Here is a 25,691-nt window from a genome sequence, read left to right as displayed (position 1 = left end):
CCGAGGGAGCCTTTTGTGTTTGTGTGCCGTGAGGCATGCGAAGGAGTGAACGGGGTTCAGTACCCACCGTTGCCGCCGCCGCCGTAGCCGCCACCGCCGCTGCGACCACCGCCGCCGCCACGGGGACCTGCGCCGTAGGGGCTGCGGAAACCGCCATCGCCACCACCGCCGCCGCCACCCGAACGACCACCACCGCCGCCGTAGCCGCCGCCACCGCCGGAGCGGCCACCGCCGCCGCCACCGTAGCCGCCACCACCGTAGCCGCCACCACCGTAGCCGCCACCACCACCGCCGCCGCCGTAGCCGCCGCCACCGCTGCGGGGGGGACGTGCTTCCATGGGACGTGCTTCGTTGACGACCACGCTGCGGCCGCCCAGGGGTTGGCCGTTCATGCCGTTGATGGCGGCCTGTGCTTCCGCGTCACTGCCCATCTCGACGAAGCCGAAGCCCTTCGAGCGACCCGTGTCGCGCTCCATCATGACCTTGGCGCTGGTCACTGCGCCGAACTGGCCGAAGGCCTGCTCGAGATCACCGTCGCGCACCGAGTAAGGCAGGTTGCCGACGTAGAGTTTGTTGCCCATCAAGGGACTCCTATAAACACATCAAGAAAAGCGATGGAGTCCCGAAAGCATCACTCAAACGAGAGCCGCCGAGCCGCGCGAAACTGACCGATCACCGAATTGCTCCCGCCCAAAATCAAGAGGGATGCTCGTGCATTATGGGTGAAATATCAAAAAAGCAAGCAGGAATTTGCGTCTTGAGGTAGCACCTTTCGAAACTAGTAGAAGTTAGCGCACGCCTACCTGTTTGAGCCGGGGGAATTGACGATGCGGCTACAATTTGCGGGTCATTGGGGAGTAGCCGCCTTCCGCATACGAGAAGGGCCCGCGTCAACAGACTTGTCCTTGCCCCACGAGGACATGGCGCGTGCAGTGAACACACCTGGCGAGACCTTTGACCGCACAACTTCGGGAATATGGCCGAAGGTGTTGTGCGGTCAATTGCGTCCTTCGGCCCAAGGAACCCCACATCCATCATGGAAGCTTTTCTCGTTGCAACGGGCGTGGTTGCGCTCGCCGAAATGGGCGACAAGACCCAACTCCTGGCCCTTTTGCTGGCCGCGCGCTTCAGGAAACCCTGGCCGATCGTGTTCGGCATCTTTGTCGCCACGGTCATCAACCACGCGCTGGCCGGCGCGGTCGGCAACTACATCACGCGCTGGCTCGGCCCCGAAGTGCTGCGCTGGATCCTGGGCGGCTCGTTCATCGCGATGGCCGTCTGGATGCTGATTCCCGACAAGCTCGATGAAGACGACGCCCCCGGCGTCTCGAAGTTCGGCGTCTTCGGCACCACGGTGATCGCCTTCTTCCTGGCCGAGATGGGCGACAAGACCCAGATCGCCACCGTCATGCTGGCCGCCCGCTTCACGCAGGACTACGCCTGGGTCGTCGTCGGCACCACGCTGGGCATGATGCTGGCCAATGCGCCGGTGGTGTGGCTGGGCGACAAGATCGTGCGGCGCGTGCCGATCAAGCTCGTGCACGGCATCTCGGCGGCGATCTTCCTGGTGCTGGGCGTCGTGATGATCATTGGCTGGTAGCAGGAAAAAGTCACGGGGCTATACTTGCCCTGCGCCGATTTGCTTCAGCTTGCGGGCGCTTTATAAATTCTGCTAAAGACGGCTGCCGAACCCGGCTCGTTTTTGGCGAGGCCGGGTTTTTTCATTCATGTCGTCGTCACCTTTGGTCGTCACCCCGCAGTCGATGCAGTTCGCAGGCCCGCTGGCCCTGCGCAGCGGCGCCTCGATCAGCGGCTACACGCTCGCCTACGAAACCTACGGCACCCTCAACGCCGAGCGCAGCAATGCGGTGCTGGTGTGCCATGCGCTCAACGCCTCGCACCACGTCGCGGGCGTGTACGAGGGCCAGGCCCGCTCCGAGGGCTGGTGGGACAACATGGTGGGGCCGGGCAAGCCGCTGGACACCGACCGCTTCTTCGTGATCGGTGTCAACAACCTCGGCTCCTGCTTCGGCTCGACCGGGCCGATGCACGTCAACCCCGCCAACGGCCGCGTCTACGGCGCCGACTTCCCGGTGGTTACGGTCGAAGACTGGGTCGACGCCCAGGCGGCGCTGCTCGACGCGCTCGGCATCCGGACGCTCGCTGCGGTGATGGGCGGCAGCCTCGGCGGCATGCAGGCGCTGTCGTGGACGCTGCAGTACCCCGACCGCGTGCGCCACGCCGTGGTGGTGGCCAGCGCACCCAACCTCACGGCCGAGAACATCGCCTTCAACGAGGTGGCGCGCCGCGCCATCGTGACCGACCCCGACTTCCACGGCGGCCACTTCTACGAATACGGCGTGGTGCCCAAGCGCGGCCTGCGCATCGCCCGCATGATCGGCCACATCACCTACCTGAGCGACGACGTGATGAACGCCAAGTTCGGGCGCATCCTGCGCAGCGCCGTCGAGGGCGAGGTGGCGGGGCTCGACTACCGCTATTCCACGCAGGACGTCGAGTTCCAGATCGAGAGCTACCTGCGCTACCAGGGTGACAAGTTCAGCGAGTACTTCGACGCCAACACCTACCTGCTGATCACCCGCGCGCTCGACTACTTCGACCCCGCGCGCCACCACGGCGGCCAGCTCAGCACGGCGCTCGCGCAGGCCACGGCCAAGTTCCTCCTCGTGAGCTTCAAGACCGACTGGCGCTTCTCGCCCGCGCGCAGCCGCGAGATCGTGAAGGCGCTGCTCGACAACCGCCGCAACGTGAGCTACGCCGAGATCGACGCGCCGCACGGCCACGACGCCTTCCTGCTCGACGACGTGCGCTACATGGGCGTGGTGCGCTCGTACTTCGAACGCGTCGCCAAGGAATTCCAATGAGCGACCTTGCACACCAACGACTGATTGCACAGCTTGTGCCCCAGGGCTCGCGCGTGCTCGACCTGGGCTGCGGCGACGGCGCCCTGCTCGACCTGCTGCAGCGCGAGCGCGGCTGCACCGGCTACGGCGTGGAGATCGCCGACGGCAACGTGCTGCAGTGCATCCGCCGCGGCGTCGACGTGATCCAGCTCAACCTCGACGAAGGCCTGGCGATGTTCGACGACGCCACCTTCGACGTCGTGCTGCAGATCGACACGCTGCAGCACCTGCGCAATGCCGAGGTCATGCTGCGCGAGACCGCGCGCGTGGGCCGCTTCGGCATCGTCGCCTTTCCCAACTTTGCGCACTGGCCCAACCGCCTGAGCGTGGCGCGCGGGCGCATGCCCGTGACGCGCCGCCTGCCCTACCAGTGGTACGACACGCCCAACATCCGCGTCGGCACCTACAAGGACTTCGAGGTGCTGGCCGGCAAGAACAACCTGCGCGTGCTCGACGCTTTCGGCCTGCAGAACGGCCGCGACGTGCGCTGGCTGCCCAACGCGCGCGCCAGCACGGCGGTGTTCAAGTTCGAGCGGGGCGGCTGAGCACGCCACCCCTGCAACGCACGGACATCGGGTCGGAATGAGCTTCACGCTCGCGCAGCCGGTTCACAGCGACCTGCTCATCAAGAAAAGCCGCTTCATCGGCTGCGTGCAACCGGTGCCCGACCGCGCGGCCGCGCTGGCGGTGGTCGCCTCGCTGCGCGCTGAACACCCGGGCGCCGCGCATGTGTGCTGGGCCCTGATGGCCGGCGGCCAGTCGGCCGCGAACGACGATGGCGAACCTGGCGGCACGGCCGGACGCCCCATGCTCGAGGTGCTGCGCCACCAGCAGGTGGAAGGCGCGCTCGCCACCGTGGTGCGCTACTTCGGCGGCGTGAAGCTCGGCGCCGGCGGCCTCGTGCGCGCCTACACCGACGCCGTCGCTCAGGCCCTGCTCGGTGCCACGCTGGTGCCGCTCGTGCGCCAGCGCCAGCTGCAGTGCGCCGTGCCCTACGCGCTCGAGGGGCTGGTGCGGCGCGAGCTGGCCGCCATCGGCGCGGTGCTCGAAGACGTGCAGCACGGCGATGACGTGCGCTTTGCCTTCGCGCTGCCCGCGCCCGAGGCTGATGCCTTCATCGCGCGCCTCGACGATGCTGCGCAAGGGCGCGTCGTCTGGCCGACGGCGTGAGCCGCTTCGCAGGCGCCTTGCCTGGCGTCGGCTCCGCCGCCAGCGCGAGCACGCCGCGCGATGCGAGCGCGATCGGCTCGGCCAGGTCTTCGTCGACACCGCGCCGCGTCATCTCGGCCGTCACGATGCCGGTGGGCACGGCCAGCACGCCCCAGCCCAGCAGCATCATCACGGAGGCGATCGCGCGGCCCAGGTCGGTCTTGGGCACGAGGTCGCCGAAGCCGACCGTGGCCATGGTGGAGATCGCCCAGTAGATCGCCACCGGAATGCTGGTGAAGCCGTGCGTCGGGCCTTCGACCACGTACATCAGCGTGCCCATCACCAGCACCACCAGCATCACGAAGCCCACGAACACCGTGATCTTGCGGCGGCTCGATGCCACCGCCGACACCAGCGCGCGGTACTCCACCGAATAGCGCGACAGCTTGAAGATGCGGAACACGCGCAGCAGCCGCAGGATGCGCACGTCGATCAGGTACGCCAGCTCGGGCGCGAAGGCCACGAGAAAGGTCGGCAGCAGTGCGAGCAGGTCGATCACGCCGTAGAAGCTCAGCGCGTAGCGCAGCGGCTTGTTCACGCAGCACAGCCGTGCGATGTACTCCAGCGTGAAGAGAATCGTGAACACCCATTCGAGGGCATTGAACAGTGGGCGCCACTGGTCGCGGATCGACTGCACGCTGTCCAGGATGACGACCAGCACGCTCATCACGATCACCGCGATGAGCGTCAGGTCGAACCACAGGCCGGCGGGCGTGTCGGCCTCGAAGATCACGGTGAACAGCGTGCGCCGCCAGCCGCGCGCGGGCTTGTCGAACCGCGAGTCGGTGGCGGCGGGCGTGGACAGGGCTTCGATGTTCGGTCGGATCAGGCGGGTCATGCGGGGCATTGTCAGGGGCCCCGGGCGACTTATTCAGTTACGCTTATTGCGCAATGAAGTGCCGCATGCCGTGAGTGCGTTCTTACGATAGTCCCCTTTCTTGAGGAGCTCCCCATTGGCCACACAGTCCCCCTTTTTCGGCAAGCGTGATCGTGACACCGACTCGCTGACGTCCCGTCCCGCACCGCTGGTTGGTTCGGGCACCAATCTCTCGGGCACTCCCGTCAATCCCTCCTCGTTGACCGCGCAGGCCGGCCTGGCCCCGGCGGCTGCGCCCGTCAAGGAAGGCGGCAGCAAGCTCACCGTCGGCCCGAACATCAAGCTCAAGGGCGTCGAGATCACCGATTGCGACACGCTCGTGGTCGAAGGCCTGGTCGAGGCGACGATGGATTCGCGCCTGATGCAGATCGCCGAACAGGGCGAGTTCAAGGGCTCGGCCGAGATCGACATCGCCGAGATCCGCGGCGTGTTCGACGGCAACCTCACCGTGCGCGAGAAGCTCGTCATCCACTCGACCGGCAAGGTCACCGGCAAGATCCGCTACGGCAAGATCGTGATCGAAGAAGGCGGCCAGCTGTCCGGCGAAATCAGCTTCGGCGCCAAGCCGTCGCTGCAGGCCGCCGCCTGAGGCACCTGACGCGCCCGGTCTGACGACCGTCGATCAGGGCGCTTTCTTTTTCGGTGGGGCCTTCTTGGCCGCCAGCTTCGGCTTGTCCGCGGCGGCGGCCATTGCTGCGTCTGCAACCGGCGGCGCCCACCCCAGGCGCTGCAGCAAGGCACCGGCCGCGGCCGGTGCCCTTTCCTTGGCGCCGTTGATGAAATACACGAACACGTCGCGCGCCTTCGGCGTCGTGGTCCAGCCTTGCGCGCGCGCGGCCCAGGTGTCCAGCGCCTTGGGCGCGTAGCCGGTCGCGAGCGACGCGTCGGCCATCATGAGCCGCGCGTAGGCGACATCGCCCTCGGGCTCCTCGAACGACGGAAACTTGTCGGCGTCGGTGAACACGGTCGACACCTTGTGCTTCTTCGCGAGCGCCTTGTAGGCGGGCGTGATGAAGCTCTCGTGGCGCACGTCCATCACGTGGCGCAGCGCGCGGCTGCCTTCCTTCTTGGGCAGCAGCTCCAGGAAGGCCTCGAAGTCTTCCGCATCGAACTGCTTGGTCGGCATGAACTGCCAGACGATCGGCCCGAGCTTGTCGCCCAGCTCGGCCACGCCGCTGTCGATGAAACGCTGGATCGACTCGCCCGCGGTCGCCAGCACCTTGCGGTTGGTGGTGAAGCGCGAGGCCTTCATCGAGAACATGAAGTCGTCGGGCGTGTCGTCGCGCCACTTGCGGAAGGTCTCGGGCTTGAAGGTGCTGTAGTAGGTGCCGTTGATCTCGATGGCGCTGACCTGCCGGCTGGCGTGGTTCAACTCCTTCGCGTGAGCCAGGCCCTTGGGGTAGAAGTTGTCGCGCCAGGGCTCGTAGGTCCAGCCGCCGATCCCCACCTTGATCCGCGTCGATGTTGCCTTGCTCACATTGCGCTCCGGGTTTTGAGATCGCCCGCACTCTACGCGCGCTCGCCGCGAGGCGCAAAATGCGTTTTTTCGTCCCCGCGGAGAATCCCCCGATGAACGCCCCCCTGCACCGTGAAATGCCCGCCGGCACGCTCGACGCGACGCGCGCCCTCTCTGATGTCACCGCCCGATGGGACGGCGACATCGTCAAGCAACTCACCGACTACATCGCCATCCCCGCCAAGTCGCCCGGCTTCGACAAGGACTGGTCGGCCAACGGCTACCTGGAGACCGTGCTGCGCAACGCCGCGGCCTGGGTCGAAGCGCAGAAGGTCGAGGGCCTGAAGCTGGAGATCGTGCGCCTCGAAGGCCGCACGCCGGTGCTGTTCTTCGAAGTGCCGGCCACCGGCACGAACATGACCGAGACCGTGCTCATGTACGGCCACCTCGACAAGCAACCCGAGTTCACCGGCTGGCGCAACGACCTCGGCCCGTGGACACCCAAGTACGAGAACGGCCTGCTCTACGGCCGCGGCGGCGCCGACGACGGCTACGCGGTGTACGCCAGCGTGGCCGCGCTGCAGGCGCTCAAGGCCCAGGGCGTGGCGCACCCGCGCATCGTCGGCCTCATCGAGACCTGCGAGGAAAGCGGCTCCTACGACCTGCTGCCGTACGTGGACGCGCTGCGTCCGCGCCTGGGCGAGGTCGAGCTGGTGATCTGCCTGGATTCGGGCGCCGGCAACTACGACCAGCTGTGGCTCACGACCTCGCTGCGCGGCATGGCCAGCGGCACGCTCAAGGTCGAGGTGCTGACCGAAGGCATCCACTCGGGCGACGCCTCGGGCCTCGTGCCCTCGAGCTTTCGCATCATGCGGCAGGTGCTCGACCGCCTCGAAGACAGCGCCACCGGCCGCCTGCTGCCCGCCAGCTTCCATTGCGAAGTGCCGGCCGACCGCCTCGCGCAGGCCAAGGCCACCGCCGCCATCCTCGGCGACGAGGTCTACAAGCGCTTCCCGTGGGCGCACTACGACTGCGGCGGCTCGACCATGTTCGCGCTGCCGACCACCACCGACCCGGTCGAGGCCCTGCTCAACCGCACCTGGAAGCCCACGCTGTCGGTCACCGGCGCCGAAGGCTTCCCGGCCCTGAAGGACGCGGGCAACGTGCTGCGCCCCTACACCGCCTTCAAGCTCTCGCTGCGCCTGCCGCCGCTGGTCGATGCGGCCGAGACGGTGCAAAAGCTCAAGGCCCTGCTCGAAGACAACGCGCCCTACCAGGCGCGCGTGACCTTCGAAAGCGGCGGCGGTGCCACCGGCTGGAACGCGCCCACCATCACGCCGTGGTTCGAGGACGCACTCAACAAGGCCTCGCGCGCGCACTTCGGCGCCTCCTGCGGCTACATCGGCCAGGGCGGCACGATCCCGCTGATGAACATGCTGAGCGCCGGTTTCCCGACGGCGCAGATGATGGTCTGCGGCGTGCTGGGCCCGAAGAGCAACGCGCACGGTCCCAACGAGTTCCTGCACGTGCCCTACGCCAAGAAGCTGACGGCCGCCGTGGCCGAGGTCATCGCCGCCCTGCCCGTCGCGCACCGCGCCGCGGCGTCGGAGCCGGTGGCCGTTTGAGCGACGCGCTGCCCTTGCCGCACCGCGTGTCGCTGTCCACGCCGGACGGCGAGACGCTGGCGCTGCGGCGGCTGCCCGCCGCGGGCACGCCCCGCGCCGTGGTGGTCGTGGTGCACGGGCTGGGCGAGCATGCGGGGCGCTATCACGGCCTCGCCAAGCAACTGCATGCCTGGGGCTTCGCGGTCTGGGCGCACGACCATCACGGGCACGGCGAATCCACCGGCGCGCGCGGCGGCCTGCCCGGCGAGCTGCGTCTGGTCGACGACCTGGCGCTGGTGATCGACGACGCGCGCCGCGAGAACCCCGGCGTGCCGCTGGTGCTGCTGGGCCACAGCCTGGGCGGCCTGGTCGCCGCGAGCCTGGTGGCGCGCGGCGTGCGGCCGGTCGATGCGCTGGTGCTGTCGTCGCCGGGGCTCGACCCGGGGCTGAACGGTTTCCAGAAGATGCTGCTGGCGGTGCTGCCGCGCATCGCGCCCAACCTGCGCGTGGGCAACGGGCTCGACGACAACTACCTCTCGCACGACCCGGTGGTGGTGCAGGCCTACCGCGACGATCCGCTCACGCACGACCGCATCGGCAGCCGGCTGGCGCGTTTTCTCGCCTACGAAGGTGCCACGGTGCAGCAGCACGCGGCGCGCTGGCCGGTGCCCACGCTGCTGATCTACGCGGGCGACGACCGGCTCGTGCGGCCGGCAGCGAGCCGCGCCTTCGCGGCCGCCGCGGCGCCCAGCGGCAACGTCGAGGCGAAGTGCTTCGACGCGCTGTACCACGAGCTCTTCAACGAACTCGATGCGGAGCCCGTCTTCGACACGCTGCAGCGCTGGCTCGACCGGCGGTTTCCAGCGGCGGCTGTCTCCGCGCGCGTGGCCTGAGGCTCAGGCCTTGGCCACCGGCGCGCGCCGGCGTTGCGTCTGCGCGAGCCAGAGCAGCGCCGCGCCGGTCAGCACCACCGGCACCAGCGAGCCGTAGTTCAACAGCTGCCAGCCCTGCGTGGTCACCAGCACGCCCGAGGCGAACGAGGTCAGCGCCAGCGTCGCGAACACGCAGAAGTTGAGCGCGCCCTGGGCCCGGTCGCGCTCCTCGGCGGTGTAGGCCGTGAGCGACAGCGTCGTGCTGCCGGTGAAGAGGAAATTCCAGCCCACGCCCAGCAGGAACAACGCGACCAGGAAGTGGTGCAGGTCCACGCCCGACAGCGCCACCACGATGCAGCCGAGGTTGAGCGCCAGCCCGACCCCCATCACCGGCAGCGCGCCGAAGCGGCGGATCAGGTGGCCGGTGAAGAAGCCCGGCGCGAACATGCCGATCACGTGCCATTCGAGCACCAGCGCCGCGTCGGAAAACGGTAGGCTGCAGATCTGCATCGCGATGGGCGTGGCGGCCATCAGCAGGTTCATCACGCCGTAGCTCAGCGCGCCTGCGGCGGCCGACACGATGAACACGGGCTGGCGCATGATCTCGCCCAGCGGCCGGCCGCCGCCGGCTTCCTTGCGGGTCGGTGACGGCGGGAACTCGATGAAATGCATCACCGCCATCGAGAGCAATGCCACCGCCGCCAACGCGATGTACGCGCCGGCGAAGGGCACGGAGAGGGCGTCGCGCGTGAAGGTCGCCAGGTTCGGCCCCGCCACCGCACCGATCAGGCCGCCGGCCATCACCATCGACACGGCCTTCTCGCGCCAGGCCGGCAGTGCCAGTTCGGCCGCCGCGAAACGGTAGAGCCCGGCGTTGGCGTTGTAGTAGCCGGCGACCACGGTGGCGAAGCACAGCAGCCAGAAGTTCTTCGAGGACGCCGCGTAGGCGCACAGCAGCGCCGAGCCGACCGCCACCGCCAGCCCGATCTGGAACGAACCGCGGCGGCCGAAGCGCTGCTGTGTGCGCGCCACCAGCCCCGTGCTCAGCGCGCCGCCCACCACGTAACCCATCACAGGCAGCGTGGCCATCCATCCCTGCGGCGCGATGCCCAGGCCCACGAGACCGTTGATGGCGATGAAGGTGACGTTGTTGGTCAGGAGCAGGCCCTGGCAGATGGCCAGGAGCCACAGATTGCGATTCATGGGGCGCGGTTCTACGCGATTGGCCGGCGAAGGCAAGGCGCCGGCCAAAAAAAAGCGCCCTCGCGGGCGCCGGAATTCTGAGAATGAAATTCGCCGGATGGCAGGTCAGGTCGGCTTGTTGCCTTGAAGCAGTCCGCTGAGCGAGCCCAGCAGGTCGTCCTGGTTGCCGAGGCCTTGCTCGGGCACCTTGCCCTGCGGCGTGAGCTGGTTGATGAGGGCCGGCAGCATGGTGGCCAGCATCGGCAGCAGCATTTGTGCGTTGATGCCGAGTTTGGAGGCGATGGCGGCGATCGTGTCGCCGCCCAGCGCGTTCTGCAGCTGATCGCCCGACACCGGCTTGTTTTCACCGTTGCCGATCCACGAGCCGATCACGTCGCCCATGCCCGCCTGCTCGAATTTCGAGACCATGCCGCCGAGGCCGCCCTGCCCGCCGTTGTTGGCAAGCAGGCCGCCCAGGGCGCCGGCGAGGCTTCCGAGATCTCCCAATCCCCCGAGGCCACCGCCTTGCGGTTGCTGCTGCTGTGCAGCGCCTCCTAGCACCTGACCGAGTACCGAATCGAGCAACCCCATGACCATTCCTTGGTGTGTGACAGAAACGCTCACATTTTCCAATGTGGCGACCCGCTTGCCGAAAGTGGCGCGGCCACTTTCGAACTGGCAACGTGACAAATTACTTGCTGCGTGCTGCGCGTTTCGGCAGGAGCGCGGGACTGACGCCCTGCACACCGACCAGGCCGAGCACGGTGACGAGCGAATTCTGCGCGCCTTTCCATGCATCTGTCACGTCAATCGACTCGCCCAGCGAGTGGAATCCGCCCGACTTGCCGCCGCCGCCGATGATGATGGCCGGGATGCCCAGCGAAATGGGAACGTTCGCATCCGTGCTGCCGCCGCGCAGCAGCGTTTTGTGGCCGAAAGCACTGTTGGCACGTGTGGCGGCCTCGACGATCACCGAGTCGGGCGCCGTGCGGCCACCCGGGCGGTCGCCGATGAGCTTGGTGCTCACGCTCAGGCTGCTCACGTTCCAGCGCTTGTTCTCTTCCGCCACGGCCTCGTCGAGCGTGGCGAGGATCTTCTTCTCGGTCTCGAGCAGCGAGGCCATGTCGTCCGAGCGGATGTCGATGGCCATGCGCGCATCGGGCGCGATGGTGTTCACCGAGGTGCCGCCGCCGACGGTGCCGACGGTGAAGGTGGTCTTGGGGAAGCTGGGCGTGCGCACCTCGGCGATCTTGGCGATGGCGCGGCCCATGCCGTGGATCGCGCTGGGCACCTGCCCGAAGGCGCCGAAGCTGTGGCCGCCCGGGCCCTTGAACGTCACTTCGTAGCGGTGGCTCGCGGTGCCGAGCACCAGCACGTGGCCGTCGGGCGAGGGCTCCAGGCCGACCATGCCGTCGATGTCGAGGTGGTCGCGGAAGATGGCCTTCATGCCGCGCAGGTTGCCCAGTTCTTCCTCGCCGACGTTGGCAACGATCATCAGATCGCCCACGGTCTGGATCTTGTTGTCGTTGAGCACCTTGAGCCACGACAGCAGCACCGACAGGCCGCGCGTGTCGTCGCCGATGCCAGGCGCGAAGAGCTTGCCGTCGCGCTCCTTCACCTTGACGTCGGTGCCGGCCGGAAAGACCGTATCGAGGTGCGCCGAGATCAGCAGCTTGGGGCCGTTGCCCGTGCCCTTGCGCAGGCCGACCACGTTGCCCTCGGCGTCGATCTTCGCGTCGGGCAGGCCGAGCGCCTTCAGTCGGGCCAGGAAGGCTTCGGCGCGCTTTTGCTCCTTGAAGGGCGGCGCCTCGATCTCGGTCAGCGTCTTCAGTTCTTCGACCGTGCGTTCGTGGTCGGCCTTGACCGATTCCAGCAGCTTGCGGATCGCGGGCGAGGCCATGAGCTGGGTGTAGGCCTGGTCGACCGCGGGGCTGACCTGCGCCGGTGTGGGCGCAACGGCCTGGCTTTGGGCGTGAACGGCGGGCATGGCGCACAGCGCGGCCAGGACGAGGGGGGCGAGACGAAACGCGCGGGATGAACGAGGCATGGGGGGAGCGGTCCTTCCGGGAGGCGGATTGAACAAGGAAAAACGAAGCGGCCATTGTTCCGCAGGCGCCCGGTGTGCGCCTCGCGGAAAACACCCCCCGAACCGCTCAGGCGCCGACGAGCGACACCAGCGCCGCGAGTGCCGCGGTTTCTGCGCGCAGCACCCGCGCGCCGAGCGTGGCCGGTGCGAAGCCGCGCGCGATGGCGTCCTGCTCCTCGCTGGCGCTGAGGCCGCCTTCGGGGCCGCTGAGCACGAGCGCCGGTTGTGCGGTGGGTGTCTCCGCGGCCACGGCGGTGACGGCGCGCGTGCCGTCGGCCAGACTCAGCACCAAGCGCGTCGCTGCCGTATCCGCGGCAGCAGCGCTGCCGAGCCAGCCCGCGAAGGACTGCACCGGATGGATCACCGGCACGCGGTTGCGACCGCACTGCTCGCAGGCCGCGACGGCGATGGCGTCCCAGTGCGCCCGTTTCTTCTCGGCGCGCTCGCCCGACAGGCGCAGCACGCCGTGCGCCGTGGCCAGCGGCTGGATGCTGGTCACGCCGAGTTCGGTGGCTTTCTCGACCAGCCAGTCCATGCGCTCGTTGGCCGGCATGCCGACCGCGAGGTGCACGGCGCGGGCCGCTTCACGCTCCACCTGCGTGTGGGCGCCGACCATCACGGCGACCTCGCTGCGCCCCATGCGCTCGACCGTCGCTGCGTACTCGCCGCCCGCGCCATCGAACAGGGTGAGCGTGTCGCCGGGCTGCATGCGCAGCACCTGCACATGGCGCGCGGCGCCCGGCGGCAGCGCCAGGCTGGCGCCGGCGGTCAGCGGCACGGAGCAGTGAAAACGGGGCATGCGATGAAATCAGGAGCTGGCGGTGCCCGTGGTGCGGGCGCTACAGGGATTTTCTTTTTCGGCTTTTTTCAGTTTCTCTTCAGACTCGGCCGTAGGCGAAGCCGGTCACGGCCGTGGTGCCCTCGACCTCGTCGATCACGCGCAGCAGCGGCTTCAGCTCGACGTAGCGGCTGGCGGTGGCGCGGATGTAAGCGATGAAGCGAGGTGTGTCGGCCAGGTAGCGCGGCTTGCCGTCGCGCAGCGTGAGGCGCGCGAAGATGCCGGCCACCTTGAGGTGGCGCTGCAGACCCATCCATTCGACCGCGCGATAGAAGGCTCCGAAGTCCTCGTCGACCGGCAGCCCGGCCTTGCGCGCGGCGGTCCAGTAGCGGATGGTGATGTCGAGCACGAACTCCTCGTCCCAGCTGAGGAAGGCGTCGCGCATCAGGCTGGCGATGTCGTAGGTGATCGGGCCGTAGACGGCGTCCTGGAAGTCGAGCACGCCCAGCGGCTGGCCGGCGTCGTCGCCCACCATCAGGTTGCGTGGCATGAAGTCGCGGTGCACGTAGACGCTCGGCGACGCGAGGTTGTTCTCGACGATCAGCGCGAAGGCGCGGTCCAGGCGCTCTTTCAGCTGGCCCTCCACGGCCACGCCGCGGTGCTTGCCGATGTACCACTCGGGAAAGAGCGCCAGTTCACGCTCGAGCAGGGCCCGGTCATAGGGCGGCAGCACGCCGGGCTTGGAGGCGAGCTGCCAGCGGATCAGCGCGTCGATGGCCAGGTCGTAGAGCGGCCGGTTGGCGTCCGGGCGGGCCGGATCGATCACGTCGAGCATGGTCTGGCGGCCCAGGTCGTCGAGCAGCAGGAAGCCGTGGTCGCGGTCCCATTCGAGCACCTGCGGCGCCGTCACGCCGGCTTCGGCCATCAGCTGTGCCACCTGCACGAAGGGGGCGCTGTTTTCCCTGTCGGGCGGCGCATCCATCACGATGCGCGTGCGGCCGTCGGTGGTGTCGAGGCGGAAGTAGCGGCGAAAGCTCGCGTCGGCCGAGGCCAGCCGGACGGTGTCCGGGCGCAGTTGCCGGGTGTCGGCAATGCCGGCCAGCCAGCCCCGGAACGCTTCGGCCCGCTGCGGATCTGTCCAGAGAATGGCCTGGGCGGGGTGTGGGGTCGTGGACGCCGGGGTCGAAGGTGCTGTCATGGATAATCAATTCTACAAATCCGCCTGGCGCGGCACCCCTGCTCGAGGTCGATCCGACCGGGCGGGGTGGCTGCCGGACCCCGCAACCCGCCGGCTTGCCGCGCCGTCCCGACGATTTTTCGTTCCGAATCGATGCCTACGACCCCACGCGCTGCCTTGCGACGTTCGAGCCCGCCGCTGCCACTGGCCGTGCTGTCGCTGGCGCTGCTGCACGCGCATGGCGCCTTTGCCCAGCAAGCCGGTGTGCTTGAGGGGCCGCTCACGCTGAAGCGCACGCCGCTGCTCACCGAGACGCTGACGCCCGTGCAACGCAGCCAGCTGCCCAGCCTCGTCACCGGCGACCGCATTTCCGGTCGCCCCGACCTCGAGACCGTGGTCGAGGGCAACGCCACGCTGCGCCGTGGCCCGGTCGCCATCACGGCCGACCGCCTCGAGTACTACCAGCCGGACGACCGCGCCAAGGCCACCGGCAACGTGCGGGTCAACCAGGCCGGCAACGTGTACGAAGGTCCGGAGCTGGAACTCAAGCTCGAGACCTTCGAGGGTTTCTTCAACAACGTGCGCTACCGCTTCCTCGCGACCGGCGGCCACGGCGAGGCCGAGCGCATCGACTTCGTCGACTCCAACGTCTCGATCGCGCGGCGCGCCAGCTACACCACCTGCCGCCGCGAGGACTTCCCCGGCTGGATGCCGGCCTGGCTGCTGACCGCCGCCACGCTGACCACCGACACCGAGGAAAACGAAGGCGTCGCCATCGATGCGCGCATGAGCTTCATGGGCATCACGACGCCGCCGATCCCGCGCGTGACCTTCCCGCTGTCCAACGAGCGCAAGAGCGGCCTGCTGCCGCCCACCATCGGGCTGGACAACACCAACGGCTTCGAGGTCGCGCAGCCCTACTACTGGAACATCGCGCCCAACCGCGACGCCACCTTCACGCCCACGCTGATGAGCAAGCGCGGGCTCAACCTGGCCAGCGAATTCCGCTACCTCGAGAAGGACTACAGCGGCAGCATCCGCCTGGACCTGATGGGCAGCGACCGCCTCGTGGGCCAGCGCTACAACGAGGCGCGCGCCGAGCAGCTGCAGAAGCTGAACAACGGCGAGATCGCGCTCAAGGACCTGAACTTCGGCAAGCCGCCCGACAGCAGCAAGCGCTGGGGCCTGTGGCTCAACCACCACCACGACTTCGACGCCAAGGCGCTGGGCCTGGACTCGCTGTCCGCCAGCCTCAACATCAACCGCGTCAGCGACAACGACTACTGGCGCGACTTCACACGCACGCCGACGCTCGCGCAGCGGCAGCTGCCGAACGAAGGCTCGCTGAACTGGACCAAGGGCGACTGGAGCGGCGCCGTGCGCGCCCTGCGCTACCAGACGCTGCAGTACAACCTGTCGCCGGTGGTGCCTTCGTACGACCGCGTGCCGCAGATCACGGCCAATTACGCCAAGTACGACTGGCACGGTTTCGACGTCTCGCTGAACACCGACTACTCGCGCTTTCGCGTCAACAGCATCCTGGCCGGCCAGCCCGGCTTCGACCTCAATCAGCAGTCGCAGCCCGACGGCGACCGCGTGTTCGCGCAGGCGGCGATCAGCCGGCCGTTCCTTACGCCGAGTTCCTTCGTCATCCCCAAGCTGCAGCTGCACGCGACCTCGTACAACTACTACCTGCCGCAGTCGTCCATTCCGAAGGTGTCGGTCAACGGCATCGACTACGTGAACGGGATGCCGTACAACCCGAGCCAGCTGTACTTCTTCCCGACCTCGTCGAACCGCGTCGTGCCGACCTTCAGCCTCGACAGCGGCCTGGTCTTCGAGCGCGACGCCAGCTACTTCGGTCGCGCCTTCCGCCAGACGCTGGAGCCGCGCGCGTACTACGTGTACACGCCGTACCGCAACCAGAGCATGCTGCCGAACTACGATTCGGCCGCCAACGACTTCAGCTTCGCGACCATCTACACCGAGAACGCCTTCTCGGGCGCCGACCGCATCTCGGACACCAACGCGCTCACGCTGGGCGTCACGTCCCGCCTGATCGATCCGGGCACCGGCGTCGAAGCCGTGCGCTTCGGCATCGCGCAGCGCTTCCGCTTTGCCGACCAGAAGGTCACGCTGCCGGGCGTCGCACCGGTCACCGACCGCACCAGCGACCTGCTGCTGGGCGCCCAGATCAACTGGACGCCCAAGTGGAGCCTGGACACGCTGCTCCAGTACAACCCCGATTCGCGCCGTTCCACGCGCAGCGCGATCAGCGCGCGCTACAACCCGGGCCCGTACCGCAACCTCAGCGCCGCCTTCCGCTACCAGGCGCCGAGCACGCCCACCGCCACCGATGGCAACAAGTCGATCGACTTCGGCTGGCAATGGCCGCTCAACGACCTGTGGGGCGACAAGGGCAAGGACCTCGGGCCGGGCAAGGGCGAAGGCGGCGGCCGCTGGTACGCCGTGGGCCGCCTGAACTACAGCCTGCAGGACAAGAAGCTCACGGACGGCGTGCTCGGGGTCGAGTACGACGGCTGCTGCTGGATCAGCCGCGTGGTGCTGCAGCGCATCACCACCGGCCAGGTGACGGCCAACACCCGCATCATGTTCCAGCTCGAATTCGTCGGTTTCTCCAGCATCGGATCGAGCCCGATGCAGGCGCTGCGACAGAACATCCAGCGCTACCAGCCGCTGCGTCAACCGACCGAAGCCCCGAGCCGCTTCACCAATTACGACTGAAACGACGACCGTTCACGCCATGAAACACATCCGTTCCCTCATCACCCTGGGTTGCCTTGCGGCCATCGCCGCAACGGCCGGCGCACAGGGCTTTCGTTCCGGCAGCGGCATCACGGACATCATGCGTGCCGGTCCCCGGGTCGTCCCGCCGGCGGCGCGCCCGGCCGGTCCCGCGGCGGCGCCTGTGCAGCGCGCGGCCGAGTACATCGTGGCGCTGGTCAACTCCGAGCCCATCACCAACACCGAAGTGCAGTCGCGTGTCACGCGCCTGATCCGCGAGAACCCGGACGCCGAGCGCGTGCCGCGCGCCGAACTCACGCGCCTCGTGCTGGAGCGCCTGATCACCGAGCGCGCACAGCTGCAGCTGGCGAAGGAAAACGGCATCAAGGTCGATGACGTGGCGATCGACCAGGCCGAGCAGACCGTGGCCCGCCAGAACGAGATCAGCCTCACCGAGCTGCGCAGCCGCGTCGCGGCCGAAGGCATCTCGCCGCGCGAATTCCGCAACGACCTGCGCGACCAGCTGCTGCTCACGCGCCTGCGCGACCGCGAGGTCGAGTCCAAGGTCAAGATCAGCGACACCGAGGCCGACGAGTACCTGCGCGACCAGCGCGAGAGCGCCGTCAAGAACAACGCCCTGCTCAACCTCAACATCGCCCAGCTGCTGGTGGCCGTGCCCGAGAACGCCACCGAGGCGCAGGTCGCGACCGCACAGAAGAAGGCCACCGACCTCGCACAGCGCGCGCGCAGCGGCGAAGACTTCGCCAAGCTGGTGCGCGAAAACTCCGATTCGCCCGACCGCGCCAACGGCGGCGCGCTCGGCCTGCGCAGCGCCGACCGCTACCCGCCCGTGTTCGTCGAGGCCACGCAATCGACCGCGGTGAACGGCATCGCCGGACCCGTGCGCTCGGGCGCCGGCTTCCACGTGCTCAAGGTGCTGACCAAGGCGCAGGTGGGCTCGTCGGATGCGTCCATCACCCAGACCCAGGTGCGCCACATCCTGCTGCTGAACGACCCCAAGCGCACGACCGCGCAGGCGGTGGCCCAGCTGCAGGAATTCAAGCGCCGCGTGCAGGCCGGCACCGCCGACTTCGCCGGCCTGGCGCGCGACAACTCGCAGGACGCGAGCGCCAAGGAAGGCGGCGACCTCGGCTGGTCGCGCCCCGGCCAGTTCGTGCCCGAGTTCGAGGAAGCCATGGACCGGCTCACGCCGGGCCAGATCAGCGACCCCGTGGTGTCGCGCTTCGGCGTCCACCTGATCCAGGTGGTCGGCCGCCGCGAAGCCAAGCTGAGCCAGTCGGAGCAGCGCGAAGCCGCGCGCGCCGCGCTGCGCGAACAGCGCGTCGAAGAAGCCTTCACCACCTGGGTGCAGGAAGTGCGCGCGCGCGCCTACGTCGAATACCGCGAGACGCCGCAGTCCTGATGGCCGCGGCAGCGTCTTAGGCCGCGATGGCACAGCACATTGCAAGAAAGCGGTTCGGACAGCACTTTTTGTCCGACGGCGGGATCATCGACGGGATCGTGCAGGCGATCGCGCCGCAGCCCGGCGACGCGATGGTCGAGATCGGGCCGGGGTTGGCGGCGCTCACGCAGCCGCTGGTCGAGCGGCTCGGCCGGCTCACGGTCATCGAGCTCGACCGCGACCTGGCCAAGCGACTGCGCGAACATCCGCAGCTGGATGTCATCGAGTCGGACGTGCTCAAGGTCGACTTCGACGAACTCGCGGCCAAGGCCGAGCCGAAGCCGCTGCGCGTGGTGGGCAACCTGCCCTACAACATCTCCACGCCGATCCTGTTCCACCTGCTGGGCTATGCCCACCTGATCGCCGACCAGCACTTCATGCTGCAAAAGGAAGTGATCGACCGCATGGTGGCCCGGCCCGCCACCTCGGACTACAGCCGCCTGAGCGTGATGCTGCAGTGGCGCTACGACATGGAGAACGTCCTGTTCGTGCCGCCCGAGAGCTTCGACCCGCCGCCGCGCGTGGACAGCGCCGTGGTGCGCATGGTGCCGCTCGCGCAGCCGCCGGCGGTCGATGCGGCGCGGCTCGGCGAGATCGTGCAGGTGGCCTTCAGCCAGCGGCGCAAGATCCTGCGGCACACGCTGGGCAAATGGCTCGGGGAGCACGGCTTCACCGGCGAGTTCGACATCCAGCGCCGGGCCGAGGAGGTGCCGGTGGCCGAATACGTCGCACTGGCCCAGGCCGTTCCCCCATGAAAAAAGCCCGTCGTCGACGGGCTTTTTTTGTGGCGGCGAGCGGTTGCAGTTACGCAGCTGCCAGCCAGTAGCCCGCATTGAAGGGGCTGCTCATGCGCAGCGCCAGGGGCGACACGTCGACGAGCTTGTCGGTCGGCATTTTCTCGCCGGCCGGCTCGGTGCCGGCGGCGGGAGTGACCGCAGCGGCTGCCGTGGCGGTGGTGTTGACTTCGATGCCATCGAGGGTTTCAGCGGTCGGCTGAGCCTCGTTCGCCCGTTCTGCTTGGCTGGTGGATGCAGAACGGGCTACAGAAAAGAATAGAAGCAGCGGAACGGGACCTTGCGATCGCCCCAGTAGTCCGAAGCGTCGCGGAAGATGTCGAGCAGTTGCTCGCGCGCTTCCTTGTCGAACTTGGCGTTGGCCGGGATCTGTTCGAGCACGATGACGAAACCAGGCTGCGGGCCCGATTTATGCAACGGGTCGGTCATGCAGTCGTACAGCGCGTCGAAGTTCTTGCCGAAGTGCGCCGGGAAGGTGAACTGCTGGGCAATCAGGTCGAGCACGTCCTGCTTGGTCTGGGCGTTGCCCAGGTTGGCGTACAGGAAGTGCTGGCCGGCCGCGTTGGCGGCATCCTGCAGGTCGTTCACGCGGAACGCGCGGATCGATTGCACGATGTTCGGGCGTACGGCTCGAAGGGATAAGGTCATATCCGCTGGTCTTTCCATAGTCATCATCATCTCGTCGGGGCGCTTCGGGGCGCCGCTCAGGTCGTTGTCATCGCTCATGGCGCAATCCGTCTGAAACTCGCATAGTGGTCCGCCGTGTACCAGCAGGCTTCGGGCGCCGTGCGCTGCTCGCCACCGCAAACGATCCGCCGGGCACCGCGGTTGCGCGCGCCGGGCGTTGGCACCGTGTACTCGCGGTAATGCCCGCGGCGTGCCGCTGGCAGGATGCGTTCGCGATTGCCGAATACCGTACCGTCTTTGTCGTACCGGAAGGGGCCACCGTCAAGGATGGCCTGGTAGGTTCGCTGGCCCTGGACCGGCAGATCGGTCAGGGCAATCGATGCCTCGGAGGACGTTTTGTCGGCGCCGAACCATCCGCGGGCCTCGGCCCCCGTCGTCAGAGCCACCAGCATCAAGCTGGTGAGCGCAAACTTAGTGACAGAGGACGTGATCGAGGCGTAAGCCGCCATGGGGCACCACAAGAAAAGAGCGGGGGGTTTGAATTGCGCTCAACCTCGGGGTTAACCCGCAAATTCAAGCCCGCGAGTGTGCACCACGCTGGCGAAAATAGCAAGCGACTGCCCAAAGTTTGAGCAGTCGCGGGGGCGGAAAGCGACGCCTTAAGTTGGCGTCCACTCTCGCCAAATGGCCTATCTCTCGGCGTTTGCGTCGGCCACTGTCAAGGCCGTCATGTTCACGATGCGGCGAACAGTCGCGCTCGCCGTGAGAATGTGCACAGGTTTGGCCGCGCCGAGCAGAACCGGGCCGATGGCGATGTTGCCGCCGGCTGCGGTCTTGAGCAGGTTGTAAGAAATGTTGGCAGCGTCGATGTTGGGGAACACCAGCAGGTTGGCGTCGCCCGCGAGCGCGCTGTGCGGCATGACGACCGCGCGCTGCTTGCTGTCCAGGGCCACGTCGCCGTGCATTTCGCCATCGACTTCGAGCCAGGGTGCCTGCACGCGCAGCAGGTCGAGCGTGCGGCGCATCTTGACGGCGCTGGGCTCGTTGCTGGTGCCGAAGTTGGAGTGCGACAGCAGCGCGGCCTTCGGCTTGAGGCCGAAACGCATCATTTCCTCGGCCGCCATGGTCGTGATCTCGGCCAGTTCCTCGGGCGTCGGGTCGTAGTTGACGTGCGTGTCGACCAGGAACACCTGGCGGTCGGGCAGCAGCAGGCCGTTCATGCAGGCGTACACCGGCACGTCCTGCGGGGTGCTGGCGCAGCCGCCGGGGCGCTTGCCGATCACCTGGTCGATGTAGTGCAGGTGGATCAGCGTGGTGCCCCAGGTGCCGCAGATCATGCCGTCGACCTCGCCCTTGTGCAGCAGCATGGCGCCGATCAGCGTGAGGCGGCGGCGCATCTCGATCTTGGCGGTCTGCACCGTCTGGCCCTTGCGCTCGGTCATGCGGTGGTAGGTCTGCCAGAAGTCGCGGTAGCGGTGGTCCTGCTCGACGTTGACCACGTCATAGTCGAGCTCTTCCTTCAGGCGCAGGCCGAACTTCTCGATGCGCTGGGCGATGATGGCCGGACGGCCGATCAGCGTCGGGCGCGCCAGGCCTTCGTCCACCACGATCTGCGCGGCGCGCAGCACGCGCTCTTCCTCGCCTTCGCAGTAGGCTACGCGCTTCTTCGGTGCGCGCTTGGCGGCGTCGAAGATCGGCTTCATGGTGGTGCCCGAGGCGTAGACGAAGCTCTGCAGCTTGTCGCGGTAGGCGTCCAGGTCCTTGATCGGGCGCAGCGCCACGCCGCTTTCCTCGGCCGCCTTGGCCACGGCCGGCGCGATCTTCATCATCAGGCGCGGGTCGAAGGGCTTGGGAATCAGGTATTCGGGGCCGAAGCTCAGCTTTTCACCGGCGTAGGCGGCGGCCACGCGCTCGCTCTGCTCGGCCTGGGCCAGCTCGGCGATGGCGTGCACCGCGGCGATCTCCATCTCGTCGGTGATGGTGGTGGCGCCCGAGTCGAGCGCGCCGCGGAAGATGTACGGGAAGCACAGGACGTTGTTGACCTGGTTCGGGTAATCGGTGCGGCCCGTGGCCATGATCACGTCGTTGCGCACCGCATGGGCGTCTTCGGGGGCAATCTCGGGGTTCGGGTTGGCCAGCGCGAAGATCACGGGCTTGGGCGCCATCTTTGCGACCATTTCGGGCTTGAGCACGCCGCCGGCCGACAGGCCGAGGAACACGTCGGCGCCGGCGATCACTTCCGACAGCTTGCGCATGTCGGTCTTTTGCATGTACTGGCGCTTGTCGTCGTCCATCAGCTCTTCGCGGCCTTCGTAGACCACGCCGGCCAGGTCGGTGACGAACACGTTTTCACGCTTCAGGCCCACCTTGAGCAGCAGGTTCAGGCAGGCCAGCGCCGCGGCGCCCGCGCCCGAGGTGACCAGCTTCACTTCGGCGATGTTCTTGCCGGCCACCTTCAGGCCGTTGAGCATGGCGGCCGCCACGGTGATGGCCGTGCCGTGCTGGTCGTCGTGGAACACCGGGATCTTCATGCGCTTGCGCAGCTCGCGCTCGACGTAGAAGCAGTCCGGGGCCTTGATGTCTTCCAGGTTGATGGCGCCGAAGGTGGGCTCCAGCGAGGCGATGATCTCGACCAGCTTGACCGGGTCCTTCTCGTCGATCTCGATGTCGAACACGTCGACGCCGGCGAATTTCTTGAAGAGAACGCCCTTGCCTTCCATCACCGGCTTGGAGGCCAGCGGGCCGATGTCGCCCAGGCCCAGCACGGCGGTGCCGTTGGAAATGACACCCACGAGGTTGCCGCGCGAGGTGTACTTGAAGGCGTTGGCCGGGTCCTTGACGATTTCCTCGCAGGGCGCGGCCACGCCGGGCGAGTAGGCCAGCGACAGGTCGCGCTGGTTGACCATCTGCTTGGTCGCCGCGATGGCGATCTTGCCGGGGACGGGAAACTCGTGGTACTCGAGGGCGGCACGGCGCAACAGGGCGCGCTTGTCTTCCGGGGTGGGGGTCGAAGGGGACGATGCGGTCGAATCGGACATGTGCCGTTGCTCCTGGTGGCGCTTCTTCTGGGGGCGCCGATTGTAGACCTCGGTCCATACCGCCCTACGCCGCATGGCCGGTGGCAGGCATGACCAAAAGCACGGGGCACCGTCAAGGCCCTGTGGCAATATGTGTGGCTGGGACACAAACCGACAACATCTCGAGAGGAACGACCATGGCCCTGATGGATTTCATCAAGAAACAGTTCATCGACATCATCCAGTGGACCGAGTCCGGCGATGGCACGCTGGCCTGGCGTTTCCCGATGGCCGAGATGGAAATCCAGAACGGCGCCTCGCTCACCGTGCGCGAGTCGCAGATGGCGGTGTTCGTCAACGAAGGCCAGGTGGCCGACGTGTTCGGCCCCGGCATGTACAAGCTCACGACGCAGACGCTGCCCGTGCTCACGTACCTGAAGAACTGGGACAAGCTCTTCGAATCCCCCTTCAAGAGCGACGTCTATTTCTGCAGCACCCGCCAGCAGGTCGACCAGAAGTGGGGCACGCCCCAGCCGATCACGATCCGCGACAAGGACTTCGGCGCCGTGCGCCTGCGCGCCTTCGGCAACTACAGCTTCCGCATCGGCGACCCGAAGCTGTTCCACACCGAAATCTCCGGCACGCGCGACATCTACTCCGTGGCCGACCTCGACGGCCAGCTGCGCGGCCTGGTGCTGCAGAACATCAGCAACGCCATCGCCTCCAGCGGCCTGCCCTTCCTGGACCTGGCGGCCAACCAGATCCAGTTCGCGACCGCGCTGGCCACCCAGCTGGTGCCCGAGTTCGAAAAGATCGGCATCAAGCTCGAGAACATCACGGTCCAGAACGTCTCGCTGCCCGAAGAGCTGCAGAAGATCCTCGACCAGAAGATCGGCATGGGCATGGTCGGCAACGACATGGGCAAGTTCATGCAGTACCAGACGGCGCAGGCCATCCCCAAGTTCGCCGAAGGCGCAGCGGGTGGCGGCGGCATCGCGGGCGACGCGATGGGCCTGGGTGCCGGCGTGGCGCTCGGCCAGGTGCTGGCGCAGAACCTCGCGCAGGGCCTGAGCCCGAACGCCGCGGCCCAGGCCGCGGCCACGACGCAGCAGCCGGCCGTGGCCGTGGTGAGCGCCGCCGACGTGATGACCACGCTCGAGAAGCTCGGCGAACTCAAGACCAAGGGCATCCTCACGCAGGAAGAGTTCGACGCCAAGAAGGCCGAACTGCTGAAAAAGCTCGTCTGATTCGTCGCAATGTTTTCGATAGCGACTGACGCCCGCCCAGCGGGCGTCAGAGGCCTTTTGGGCTTGAATCATTCGTGGCCGGCCGCGCCATCGCACCCGGTGCGCCATGGCTGAGGAAACCGGCTCCCAACGCTACTACCGCGCGCCCTGCCCCGGCTGCGGCGCGCCGGTCGAATTCCGCTCGGCGCAATCGACGCACGCGGTCTGCCCGTATTGCCAGAGCACCGTCGTGCGCCAGGGCGACACGCTCGCGCGCACCGGCAAGATGGCCGAGCTGTTCGACGACTTCAGCCCGCTGCAGCTGTTCGCCGCCGGCCGCATCCAGGACAAGCCCTTCACGCTGATCGGCCGGCTGCAGTACACCTACCCCGGCGGGCGCTGGACCGAGTGGATCGCCGCGCTCGACGGCGACCGCACCGGCGTGCTCAGCGAGGACAACGGCGCCTACGTCTTCGCGCTGCCCTTCGACCTGCAGCGTGCCGCGCCACCGCCCGCCGACCTGCGCGTGGGCGCCACCACCGCCTTCGCCGGCCAGAGCTACACCGTCGCCTCCAACGAACAGGTGGCGTTGACCTCCGCGCAGGGCGAACTGCCGCACCTGCCCGAGCTCGGCCAACCGTTCGCGATGGTCGAGCTGCGCAACGACAAGGGGCTGGTGCTCAGCATCGACTACGGCACCGCCCCGCCCACGGCCTACCTCGGCCGCTCGGTGCAGCTGGACGATCTGCAGCTCACTGGCCTGCGCGACGAATCCGCGAAGGACGAAAAGGGCCGCAGCTTCAACTGCCCCAACTGCGGCTCGCCCGTCACGGTCAACCTGGCCGACAGCAAGAGCATCACCTGCGGCTCGTGCAACAGCATCATCGACCTGTCGCAAGGCATCGGCGGCGAGCTCAAGCACGCCGAGCAGAACGAGCCGGTGCGCCCGCTCATCGCGCTGGGCAGCATGGGCCAGCTGCAGGGCGCGCAATGGCAGGTGGTGGGCTTCCAGCACCGCATGGGCCAGGAGCCCGGCGACGACGAGCAGTTCGGCTGGGACGAGTACCTGCTGTACAACAAGAAGCGCGGCTTCAGTTTCCTGGTCGATGCCGAAGACGGCTGGAGCATGGTCAAGCCGACCACCGGCGCGCCCGTGATGGCCGAGAACGGCACCACCGCCACCTACCTCAACAAGCGCTACCAGCAGCAGTACGCCTACAACGCCGAGACCACCTACGTGGCCGGCGAGTTCTACTGGCAGGTCGAGCGCGGGCAGAAGACCTTCAACCGCGACTTCGCCAGCGGTGGCGCACTGCTCTCGATGGAGCGCTCGGCCAACGAGCTGACCTGGTCCTCGGGCAGCAAGATCGACAGCGGCGCCGTGGCCACGGCCTTCAAGCTCGACGCCAAGAAAGACCTGTTCTCGCGCGGCGACGCGCTGCCCGTGAGCGCCGCGTCGGGCATGGGCTGCGGCACGATCATCCTCGTCATCGTGGTCATCCTCTTCGTGCTGATCATGATGAGCAACTGCAGCGGCGGCTCCTCGAGCGGGTACCGCAGTTCGGGCGGTTCGTACGGCGGCTACTCGAGCGGCGGCGGCCACAAATGACGAAGATCGCGCGCAGGCGCTGCTCTTCTCTCACTTCTTTCTTTAT

General features: G+C 67.6%; 23 protein-coding genes and 1 riboswitch. Of the genes, 12 read left to right on the top strand and 11 right to left on the bottom strand.

The window, feature by feature from the left end:
* Window positions 1-56 precede the first annotated feature (56 nt).
* Window positions 57-581 carry an RNA-binding regulator gene (gene rbp / locus AC07OX_RS13630; RefSeq protein WP_495261283.1) on the bottom strand — a complete coding sequence of 175 codons (525 nt, stop codon included), beginning with the start codon at window positions 579-581 and terminating at the stop codon, window positions 57-59.
* A gap of 259 nt (window positions 582-840) precedes the next feature.
* Window positions 841-1,027: riboswitch (yybP-ykoY riboswitch) on the top strand.
* 9 nt (window positions 1,028-1,036) lie between these two features.
* Here rbp and AC07OX_RS13625 point away from each other — a divergent pair.
* The 4 genes from AC07OX_RS13625 to AC07OX_RS13610 all read left to right on the top strand — a co-directional run bounded on the left by AC07OX_RS13625 (window position 1,037) and on the right by AC07OX_RS13610 (window position 4,094).
* Window positions 1,037-1,600: a TMEM165/GDT1 family protein gene (locus AC07OX_RS13625; protein WP_495261284.1), complete on the top strand. Its 564-nt coding sequence runs from the start codon at window positions 1,037-1,039 to the stop codon at window positions 1,598-1,600.
* Between the two features lie 127 nt (window positions 1,601-1,727).
* A complete protein-coding gene (gene metX / locus AC07OX_RS13620) occupies window positions 1,728-2,885 on the top strand; it encodes a homoserine O-succinyltransferase MetX (RefSeq protein ID WP_495261285.1) in 1,158 nt (385 codons plus the stop codon).
* Complete coding sequence (gene metW / locus AC07OX_RS13615) at window positions 2,882-3,469, top strand: methionine biosynthesis protein MetW (RefSeq protein WP_070063357.1); 588 nt, start codon at window positions 2,882-2,884, stop codon at window positions 3,467-3,469. The genes metX and metW overlap by 4 nt, the downstream gene beginning before the upstream one ends.
* A gap of 37 nt (window positions 3,470-3,506) precedes the next feature.
* A complete protein-coding gene (locus tag AC07OX_RS13610) occupies window positions 3,507-4,094 on the top strand; it encodes an IMPACT family protein (RefSeq protein WP_495261286.1) in 588 nt (195 codons plus the stop codon).
* Here the strand turns inward: AC07OX_RS13610 and AC07OX_RS13605 are convergent.
* Window positions 4,039-4,971, bottom strand: a complete 933-nt coding sequence (locus AC07OX_RS13605) for an ion transporter (RefSeq protein WP_495261287.1) — start codon at window positions 4,969-4,971, stop codon at window positions 4,039-4,041. The two genes, AC07OX_RS13610 and AC07OX_RS13605, sit on opposite strands and share 56 nt — an antisense overlap.
* A 115-nt stretch (window positions 4,972-5,086) precedes the next feature.
* Between AC07OX_RS13605 and AC07OX_RS13600 the strand changes: the two genes are divergently transcribed.
* Window positions 5,087-5,599 (top strand): bactofilin family protein, encoded by a 513-nt coding sequence (locus AC07OX_RS13600; protein WP_095948395.1) that lies wholly within the window; start codon window positions 5,087-5,089, stop codon window positions 5,597-5,599.
* A 33-nt stretch (window positions 5,600-5,632) separates the two neighbouring features.
* Here the strand turns inward: AC07OX_RS13600 and AC07OX_RS13595 are convergent, their stop codons facing one another.
* Window positions 5,633-6,487 (bottom strand): DUF72 domain-containing protein, encoded by an 855-nt coding sequence (locus AC07OX_RS13595; RefSeq protein ID WP_495261288.1) that lies wholly within the window; start codon window positions 6,485-6,487, stop codon window positions 5,633-5,635.
* A 92-nt stretch (window positions 6,488-6,579) separates the two neighbouring features.
* On the opposite strand from AC07OX_RS13595, the gene AC07OX_RS13590 reads away from it, so the two are divergent.
* Both AC07OX_RS13590 and AC07OX_RS13585 read left to right on the top strand, forming a co-directional pair.
* Window positions 6,580-8,091: a M20 family metallopeptidase gene (locus AC07OX_RS13590; RefSeq protein ID WP_369645714.1), complete on the top strand. Its 1,512-nt coding sequence runs from the start codon at window positions 6,580-6,582 to the stop codon at window positions 8,089-8,091.
* Complete coding sequence (locus AC07OX_RS13585; RefSeq protein ID WP_369645713.1) at window positions 8,088-8,963, top strand: alpha/beta hydrolase; 876 nt, start codon at window positions 8,088-8,090, stop codon at window positions 8,961-8,963. Before AC07OX_RS13590 ends, AC07OX_RS13585 begins: the two co-directional genes overlap by 4 nt.
* A gap of 3 nt (window positions 8,964-8,966) precedes the next feature.
* Here AC07OX_RS13585 and AC07OX_RS13580 read toward each other — a convergent pair whose 3' ends face one another.
* The 5 genes from AC07OX_RS13580 to AC07OX_RS13560 form a co-directional block, all read right to left on the bottom strand.
* Window positions 8,967-10,145, bottom strand: coding sequence for an MFS transporter (locus tag AC07OX_RS13580; protein WP_495261289.1), 1,179 nt, complete (start codon window positions 10,143-10,145; stop codon window positions 8,967-8,969).
* Window positions 10,146-10,250: 105 nt separating this feature from the next.
* Window positions 10,251-10,715: a YidB family protein gene (locus AC07OX_RS13575; RefSeq protein ID WP_095948391.1), complete on the bottom strand. Its 465-nt coding sequence runs from the start codon at window positions 10,713-10,715 to the stop codon at window positions 10,251-10,253.
* A gap of 100 nt (window positions 10,716-10,815) precedes the next feature.
* Entirely contained in the window at window positions 10,816-12,171 is a 1,356-nt protein-coding gene (locus AC07OX_RS13570) for a M20/M25/M40 family metallo-hydrolase (protein WP_495261290.1), read from the bottom strand.
* Window positions 12,172-12,277: 106 nt separating this feature from the next.
* Window positions 12,278-13,009 (bottom strand): 16S rRNA (uracil(1498)-N(3))-methyltransferase, encoded by a 732-nt coding sequence (locus AC07OX_RS13565; RefSeq protein ID WP_495261291.1) that lies wholly within the window; start codon window positions 13,007-13,009, stop codon window positions 12,278-12,280.
* A 79-nt stretch (window positions 13,010-13,088) separates the two neighbouring features.
* Window positions 13,089-14,186, bottom strand: a complete 1,098-nt coding sequence (locus AC07OX_RS13560; RefSeq protein WP_495261292.1) for an aminoglycoside phosphotransferase family protein — start codon at window positions 14,184-14,186, stop codon at window positions 13,089-13,091.
* Window positions 14,187-14,318: 132 nt separating this feature from the next.
* Here AC07OX_RS13560 and AC07OX_RS13555 point away from each other — a divergent pair, with 132 nt between their 5' ends.
* Genes AC07OX_RS13555 through rsmA form a run of 3 tightly spaced genes read left to right on the top strand, consistent with a single transcriptional unit; the run spans window position 14,319 to window position 19,127 of the window.
* A complete protein-coding gene (locus AC07OX_RS13555) occupies window positions 14,319-16,910 on the top strand; it encodes an LPS-assembly protein LptD (protein ID WP_495261293.1) in 2,592 nt (863 codons plus the stop codon).
* A 19-nt stretch (window positions 16,911-16,929) separates the two neighbouring features.
* The gene (locus AC07OX_RS13550) at window positions 16,930-18,333 is read left to right on the top strand and encodes a peptidylprolyl isomerase (RefSeq protein ID WP_495261294.1); all 1,404 of its coding nucleotides are present in this window, start codon (window positions 16,930-16,932) and stop codon (window positions 18,331-18,333) included.
* Between the two features lie 26 nt (window positions 18,334-18,359).
* Complete coding sequence (gene rsmA, locus AC07OX_RS13545; RefSeq protein WP_495261295.1) at window positions 18,360-19,127, top strand: 16S rRNA (adenine(1518)-N(6)/adenine(1519)-N(6))-dimethyltransferase RsmA; 768 nt, start codon at window positions 18,360-18,362, stop codon at window positions 19,125-19,127.
* 285 nt (window positions 19,128-19,412) lie between these two features.
* On the opposite strand, the gene AC07OX_RS13540 is transcribed toward rsmA, so the two are convergent.
* The 3 genes from AC07OX_RS13540 to AC07OX_RS13530 form a co-directional block, all read right to left on the bottom strand.
* Window positions 19,413-19,838 carry a barstar family protein gene (locus AC07OX_RS13540; RefSeq protein WP_095747788.1) on the bottom strand — a complete coding sequence of 142 codons (426 nt, stop codon included), beginning with the start codon at window positions 19,836-19,838 and terminating at the stop codon, window positions 19,413-19,415.
* A 50-nt stretch (window positions 19,839-19,888) separates the two neighbouring features.
* The gene (locus tag AC07OX_RS13535) at window positions 19,889-20,302 is read right to left on the bottom strand and encodes a guanyl-specific ribonuclease (protein WP_056574987.1); all 414 of its coding nucleotides are present in this window, start codon (window positions 20,300-20,302) and stop codon (window positions 19,889-19,891) included.
* 180 nt (window positions 20,303-20,482) lie between these two features.
* Window positions 20,483-22,831: an NADP-dependent malic enzyme gene (locus tag AC07OX_RS13530; RefSeq protein ID WP_495261296.1), complete on the bottom strand. Its 2,349-nt coding sequence runs from the start codon at window positions 22,829-22,831 to the stop codon at window positions 20,483-20,485.
* A 176-nt stretch (window positions 22,832-23,007) separates the two neighbouring features.
* Between AC07OX_RS13530 and AC07OX_RS13525 the strand changes: the two genes are divergently transcribed.
* Together AC07OX_RS13525 and AC07OX_RS13520 are read left to right on the top strand one after the other, a co-directional pair.
* Window positions 23,008-24,057 carry an SPFH domain-containing protein gene (locus AC07OX_RS13525; protein ID WP_495261297.1) on the top strand — a complete coding sequence of 350 codons (1,050 nt, stop codon included), beginning with the start codon at window positions 23,008-23,010 and terminating at the stop codon, window positions 24,055-24,057.
* Between the two features lie 106 nt (window positions 24,058-24,163).
* A complete protein-coding gene (locus tag AC07OX_RS13520; RefSeq protein WP_495261298.1) occupies window positions 24,164-25,645 on the top strand; it encodes a DUF4178 domain-containing protein in 1,482 nt (493 codons plus the stop codon).
* Window positions 25,646-25,691: the final 46 nt, after the last annotated feature.

The organism is Variovorax sp. GW821-FHT09D07, assembly GCF_059416345.1.
This window is presented reverse-complemented; position numbering and strand designations above follow the sequence as displayed.

Excerpts from the sequence above, each read along its gene's own strand:
- AC07OX_RS13610 (WP_495261286.1), top strand. The coding sequence starts at position 3,507 with ATGAGCTTCACGCTCGCGCAGCCGGTTCACAGCGACCTGCTCATCAAG.
- metX (WP_495261285.1), top strand. The coding sequence starts at position 1,728 with ATGTCGTCGTCACCTTTGGTCGTCACCCCGCAGTCGATGCAGTTCGCA.
- AC07OX_RS13625 (WP_495261284.1), top strand. The coding sequence starts at position 1,037 with ATGGAAGCTTTTCTCGTTGCAACGGGCGTGGTTGCGCTCGCCGAAATG.
- rbp (WP_495261283.1), bottom strand. The coding sequence starts at position 581 with ATGGGCAACAAACTCTACGTCGGCAACCTGCCTTACTCGGTGCGCGAC.
- AC07OX_RS13575 (WP_095948391.1), bottom strand. The coding sequence starts at position 10,715 with ATGGGGTTGCTCGATTCGGTACTCGGTCAGGTGCTAGGAGGCGCTGCA.
- AC07OX_RS13530 (WP_495261296.1), bottom strand. The coding sequence starts at position 22,831 with ATGTCCGATTCGACCGCATCGTCCCCTTCGACCCCCACCCCGGAAGAC.
- AC07OX_RS13525 (WP_495261297.1), top strand. The coding sequence starts at position 23,008 with ATGGCCCTGATGGATTTCATCAAGAAACAGTTCATCGACATCATCCAG.
- AC07OX_RS13540 (WP_095747788.1), bottom strand. The coding sequence starts at position 19,838 with ATGACTATGGAAAGACCAGCGGATATGACCTTATCCCTTCGAGCCGTA.
- AC07OX_RS13555 (WP_495261293.1), top strand. The coding sequence starts at position 14,319 with ATGCCTACGACCCCACGCGCTGCCTTGCGACGTTCGAGCCCGCCGCTG.
- AC07OX_RS13560 (WP_495261292.1), bottom strand. The coding sequence starts at position 14,186 with ATGACAGCACCTTCGACCCCGGCGTCCACGACCCCACACCCCGCCCAG.
- AC07OX_RS13590 (WP_369645714.1), top strand. The coding sequence starts at position 6,580 with ATGAACGCCCCCCTGCACCGTGAAATGCCCGCCGGCACGCTCGACGCG.
- AC07OX_RS13570 (WP_495261290.1), bottom strand. The coding sequence starts at position 12,171 with ATGCCTCGTTCATCCCGCGCGTTTCGTCTCGCCCCCCTCGTCCTGGCC.
- AC07OX_RS13520 (WP_495261298.1), top strand. The coding sequence starts at position 24,164 with ATGGCTGAGGAAACCGGCTCCCAACGCTACTACCGCGCGCCCTGCCCC.
- metW (WP_070063357.1), top strand. The coding sequence starts at position 2,882 with ATGAGCGACCTTGCACACCAACGACTGATTGCACAGCTTGTGCCCCAG.
- AC07OX_RS13605 (WP_495261287.1), bottom strand. The coding sequence starts at position 4,971 with ATGACCCGCCTGATCCGACCGAACATCGAAGCCCTGTCCACGCCCGCC.
- rsmA (WP_495261295.1), top strand. The coding sequence starts at position 18,360 with ATGGCACAGCACATTGCAAGAAAGCGGTTCGGACAGCACTTTTTGTCC.
- AC07OX_RS13565 (WP_495261291.1), bottom strand. The coding sequence starts at position 13,009 with ATGCCCCGTTTTCACTGCTCCGTGCCGCTGACCGCCGGCGCCAGCCTG.
- AC07OX_RS13535 (WP_056574987.1), bottom strand. The coding sequence starts at position 20,302 with ATGGCGGCTTACGCCTCGATCACGTCCTCTGTCACTAAGTTTGCGCTC.
- AC07OX_RS13580 (WP_495261289.1), bottom strand. The coding sequence starts at position 10,145 with ATGAATCGCAATCTGTGGCTCCTGGCCATCTGCCAGGGCCTGCTCCTG.
- AC07OX_RS13550 (WP_495261294.1), top strand. The coding sequence starts at position 16,930 with ATGAAACACATCCGTTCCCTCATCACCCTGGGTTGCCTTGCGGCCATC.